The sequence below is a fragment of the Caballeronia sp. genome, from assembly GCF_028292365.1.
Taxonomy (GTDB): domain Bacteria; phylum Pseudomonadota; class Gammaproteobacteria; order Burkholderiales; family Burkholderiaceae; genus Caballeronia.
Genome location: NZ_JAQGMM010000568.1, coordinates 1 through 5,294, shown reverse-complemented (window position 1 = coordinate 5,294; position 5,294 = coordinate 1). Strand labels below are relative to the sequence as shown.

At 60.0% G+C, this 5,294-nt stretch carries 4 protein-coding genes and 1 pseudogene; 2 read left to right on the top strand and 3 right to left on the bottom strand.

Going from position 1 to position 5,294, the window contains the following annotated elements:
• Positions 1-192: 192 nt before the first annotated feature.
• Positions 193-876 (bottom strand): annotated as a pseudogene (locus JWR14_RS33550) (urate hydroxylase PuuD); the annotation flags it as partial.
• Between the two features lie 92 nt (positions 877-968).
• Complete coding sequence (gene uraH, locus JWR14_RS33545) at positions 969-1,322, bottom strand: hydroxyisourate hydrolase (RefSeq protein ID WP_299718050.1); 354 nt, start codon at positions 1,320-1,322, stop codon at positions 969-971.
• 542 nt (positions 1,323-1,864) lie between these two features.
• Here uraH and JWR14_RS33540 point away from each other — a divergent pair.
• Entirely contained in the window at positions 1,865-3,235 is a 1,371-nt protein-coding gene (locus JWR14_RS33540) for an 8-oxoguanine deaminase (RefSeq protein WP_299718048.1), read from the top strand.
• A 13-nt stretch (positions 3,236-3,248) separates the two neighbouring features.
• On the opposite strand, the gene JWR14_RS33535 is transcribed toward JWR14_RS33540, so the two are convergent.
• Positions 3,249-4,181, bottom strand: coding sequence for a LysR substrate-binding domain-containing protein (locus JWR14_RS33535; protein ID WP_047896764.1), 933 nt, complete (start codon positions 4,179-4,181; stop codon positions 3,249-3,251).
• Between the two features lie 269 nt (positions 4,182-4,450).
• Here JWR14_RS33535 and JWR14_RS33530 point away from each other — a divergent pair.
• Positions 4,451-5,294: ATP-binding cassette domain-containing protein (locus JWR14_RS33530; protein ID WP_299718042.1), on the top strand; the 844-nt coding region annotated here is incomplete at its 3' end.

Below are 5,294 nucleotides of genomic sequence, written 5' to 3'. Positions count from 1 at the left end.
TCGGCTACGTGGTGGGAACGGCGCTTGTGCTTCTGGCATGCTTGCCGTTGGAACGGCAGATGGGGAGCAAGAACTTCTCTGTCGCGGCCGTTCTGACGCAGATCGCGGGCATCCTGGCCGCCGCTGGATTTTGGGAGGCTACCCGGCTCCTGACGGGGAACTGGGCCCGGGAAATGCGAGGATTGTACTTCTGTTGTGCACCGAACGCTGCTTGCCACGCTTGCCATAAATGGCATTGGGCACCTCGCCCTTGAGCATGGCAGCGACCATCTTGCGTTGACCGGGAATGATCACGAAAAATACGTTCGCCGACATGATCGTGGCCAACATCGCGCCCGTGATCAAATACGCAGCACGCCCGGCAAACACGTGGCACGCAAGCCACGCCGCGATGATCACATAAGCGCCTACGCAGATCCCGAGCAATCCGTCGCGATTGCCCAGCAAGCGGCACAGCGAGTCATACACGATCCAGCCCGCCAGCAGGAAGCCCAGTGCCGATGAAACCGCGACCACGGGCCCCATATCGAGCACGTTCTTGTCGATGAGATAAGTACTCGGCGAGAACAGGTACAACACCATGAACAGGCCAAAGCCGGACATCCACGTGGTGTACGAAGGCCACTTCGACCAGTGCAGGTCGTCGGGCATGTTCGGCGGCGCAACCGTGTACTTCTGCATGTTGTAAAAGCCGCCGCCATGCACGTGCCACAACTCGCCAAACACACCACGTCTGGTCGCAGCGGGATCTTTCGGCGGCTTCAGGCTGTTGTCGAGCGTCACGAAATAAAACGACTCACCAATCCACGCAATCGCCACCACCACGTGCAGCCAGCGCAAAGCGAGATTTAGCCAGTCAACAATAAAGCCTTGCATGAAACGTCTCCACTACAAATTTTGTTATCGATTCATCTGACGGACGCGAGAGGAACAAGCGTCAGCCAACACACTGTGCGTCAGATAAAAACTCAGCTACCGCGATACGTGCTGTATGCCCAAGGCGATACCAGCAGTGGCACGTGATAGTGCGACGTCGGGTCGGCAATACCAAAGCGCAACGCCACCCGGTCCACAAAGCGCGGCTCTGGGAGATCCACGCCGCTCGCCGCGAAATAATCACCGGCGTGGAACACGAGTTCGTATTCGCCGGCGACAAACGCGTCGTCCTGCAGCAACGGGGCGTCGCAACGGCCATCCGAGTTGGTGTGCGTGGTGAGAAGCGCGCGCCGGGCGTCGCCGGTCAGCACGAAAAGTTCGACCTTGATACCGGCGCCAGGGCGGCCGTGCGCGGTATCGAGTACGTGGGTTGTGAGCTTGCCCATTCGCGTTGTCCTTATAGTGTGCGAGGAGCGGCTGCGCATCGAACCGTCTGAGTTCTCGCCTGTGTTCTGACAATCAGCGGCGGATCGAGGCTCCACAAGCGTGGCTACATACCCGTCGGCGTGAGAGGATGCGCGCCGTGTACGCCATTGTAAAAAGTTGCGGTGATCATAACGCGCGCGATAGGCAAGATAATCGCCAGCACATATCGTCTGCCCGCTTATTGCGCTTTCGTAAAGAAAACGTCAGCGTTCCCGCCCGGTTTCAGCCCTTTCCACCGCTTCCCGGCGATGCTACGCGAGCCAAAATTCACGATCATATCGAGTCCGTGAAGACAACTATGGCAGTGTGCGCATTGTCAGGGGCTTTTTGGCTACGGACAGTAGCGTCTTGCACAGCGGCCAGCGCGGCCTCACATAGCGCGAATCGCTGGGCATCCCGAAGACGGCGATCGACGCTGGGTAACCGGGTAACAGGCGCGGATTCACGTGGTGCTTTTGTGTTTTTGCGCCCTCGGTAAAACAGTGAAATAGCGGAGATCGGCATGCAACAGAAACCCCGGACGTTGCTGGTCAAGAACGCGCACGTGCTCGTGACCATGGACGAGACGCGACGCGAAATTCTCAACGGCGGTTTATTCATCGAAGGTAACCGGGTCACGCAGGTCGGCCCAACGAGCGACTTGCCGCAAGAAGCGGACGAGGTGCTGGACCTGTCAGGCCATTTGGTGATTCCCGGCCTGGTCAACACGCATCACCACATGTACCAGAGCCTTACGCGGGCCGTCCCGGCTGCGCAGAACGCCGAGTTGTTCGGCTGGCTCACCAGTCTGTACAAAATCTGGGCGAACCTGACGCCCGAGATGATCGAGGTGTCGACGCTGACCGCCATGGCCGAATTGCTGCTCTCAGGCTGCACGACGTCGAGCGACCATCTCTACATTTATCCGAATGGCGCGCGCCTGGACGACAGCATTGCGTCGGCGCAGCAGATCGGCATGCGTTTTCATGCAGCGCGAGGCAGCATGAGCGTCGGGCAGAAGGACGGTGGCCTGCCGCCCGATTCAGTGGTCGAGAAAGAAGACGCGATCCTGAAGGACACGCAGCGCCTGATCGAAACGTATAACGATGAAGGCCGCTACGCGATGCTGCGTGTTGTCGTGGCTCCCTGCTCGCCGTTCTCTGTCAGCCGTGAGCTGATGCGTGATTCGGCGCTGCTGGCGCGCGAATACGGGGTATCGATGCATACGCATCTGGCCGAGAACGTGAACGATGTCACATACAGCCGCGAGAAGTTCGGCATGTCGCCGGCCGAGTATGCGGAAGATTTAGGCTGGGTCGGACCGGATGTCTGGCACGCGCATTGTGTGCAGTTGGACCGTGCGGGTATCGAGTTGTTTGGGCGTACGGGGACGGGCGTCGCGCATTGCCCGTGTTCGAACATGCGGCTGGCATCCGGCATTGCGCCCATCCGGGCGATGCGGGACGCGGGCGTGAGCGTTGGTATTGGTGTAGATGGATCGGCATCGAACGACGGCGCGCAGATGGTCGCCGAAGTGCGCCAAGCCTTGTTATTGCAGCGCGTGGGTTTCGGTCCCGACGCCATGAGCGCACGCGAAGCGCTCGAAATCGCGACGCTGGGCGGTGCGAAGGTGCTGGGCCGGGATGATATCGGCGCGTTGGCGCCCGGCATGGCAGCCGATTTCGTTTCCTTCGATCTGAGCCAGCACGGCTTTGCGGGCGCGTTGCACGATCCCGTTGCGGCGCTGGTGTTCTGCGCGCCATCGCAGGTATCGACGAGTGTTATCGACGGTCGCGTGGTGGTACGCCACGGCCAGTTGACGACGGTCGATCTTGGACCGATCGTCGAACGTCACAACCGGCTGGCCGGCCAGTTGATCGCGATGGCCAACTAACCAGGATTCAAGGTCAAGGCGCTTCGATCAGCGAGCGTGTGGCATCGGCAACGAGATGGCGCAGCCACCGCACTTCGTCGGAGTAATGGCAGCGCTCGTGCCACAGCTGGTAGTACTGCATCGGCGGGAAATCGAGCGGTGCAGGCACCACCGTCAGCGGCAAGAACTTGGCGTAGTGATCGGCGAACAGCCGCGTGGTGGTGAACACGAGATCCGACTTGATCAGCACGTACGGCGCGAGATTGAAGTAGGGCAGCGTAACGACCACATGGCGCTTGAGCCGCTCGCGCGCCAGATGCACATCAATCGCACCGCGCTGGCCCACGGAATACGGCGTGGGTGCGAGGTGCGGCGCGTTGAGATATTGATCAAGCGTGAGCGCGCCGCGGCGGGCAAACGGGTGATTCGAACTGACGAGACAAACAATCTTGTCGACAAAAAGATTCGAGAGATGCAGTTGTTCAGGCGGCTCGGGCCAGTTGCCCACCACGATATCGAGCTTGCCTTCCTCCAGCGCGAGTTCGTAGTCAAAGGCGGGGCCAAGCGAATGGAATTCGAGCGTGGCGTTGGGCGCGGCTATACGAAAGCGCTCGACCACGGTCGGTACGAACAGCACGTTCAGATAATCCGGGCAGCCAATGCGGTAACAGCGCACCGAAGTAGACGGTTCGAAGTTGTGCTGCTGGACCTTGATGCGTTCGATTTCGCGTAGCGCGTTTTGGGTGGGTTCGAGCAGGCGCAGGCCGTACTCGGTCGGCACCATGCCCGCTTTGCCGCGCACGAGCAGCGGATCACCCGTGATGTCGCGCAGGCGCCTGAGTGCCGCGCTGATCGCAGGTTGTGACTGATTCAGCTTGACGGCCGCGCGCGTAACGCTGCGCTCCATCAAGAGGGTGTGAAGGACGCGTAACAGGTAAGTGTCGATCGCTTCGCGTTGCTGACTCATCTTCTCTCCAATATACGGTCAGGCTGATCGACCAGGGTGCAGAACATATCGTTTTTAATATGACACATTGTTTCCGTCAAGCTGGGCATACCCGCAAGCACATTCGTTGCAAGCTGCGCAACACCGTGCTGTTGCTAATTGCGCGCACTATTTTGAGTAATCGACGGCCCGCACCGTTTTGGGTATCTTTTACTCGCAGATTGCATGTTTCCGTTGCTGCCATGCCGGTCATCCCGGTTTTGCGCAATTTCCGCACTTTCTGAGTCCACATGGGCGACGCCATTTCCTCATCCATTCAGCCGGGCGGTGCGCTTACATCGCGCCTCGCGCTCCACGGCATCAGCAAGCAATATCCCGCCGTCAAGGCCAATGACGACGTGACGCTCGTCGTCGAGCCGGGTGAAATCCACGCGGTGCTCGGCGAGAACGGCGCGGGCAAGTCCACGCTGATGAAGATCATCTACGGCGCGGTGCGGCCGGACGAAGGCGAGATTCAGTGGAACGGCGAGACGGTCGAGATTGGCAGTCCGGCGGCAGCGCGAAAGCTGGGCATCGGCATGGTGTTCCAGCACTTTTCGCTTTTCGATACGCTGACGGTGGGCGAGAACATCGCCCTCGCGCTCGACGATAAATTCGATCTGAAGACGCTTGGCAAGCGGATTCGCGAGGTATCGGCGGATTACGGACTCGATGTCGATCCGCAACGCCACGTACACAGTCTCGCGGTGGGCGAACGTCAGCGCGTCGAGATCGTGCGCTGTCTGCTGCAGAATCCGCGCCTGCTGATCATGGACGAACCCACGTCCGTGCTCACGCCGCAAGCGGTCAAGAAGCTCTTTACGGTGCTGAGAAGGCTGGCGTCGGAGGGATGCAGCATTCTCTATATCAGCCACAAGCTCGATGAAATCCAGGCGCTGTGTCAGACCGCGACCGTCATGCGTGGCGGCCGGGTGACGGGGCGCGTCGATCCGCGCCAAGAGACCCATGCATCGCTCGCACAACTGATGGTCGGTCATTCGCTGCCCGACTACACACGTCGCGAACATACGCCGGGCGACGTGAAGCTCGCGGTGAAGAACCTGTCGGTTGTCAGCCCGGATCCGTTCGGCACGT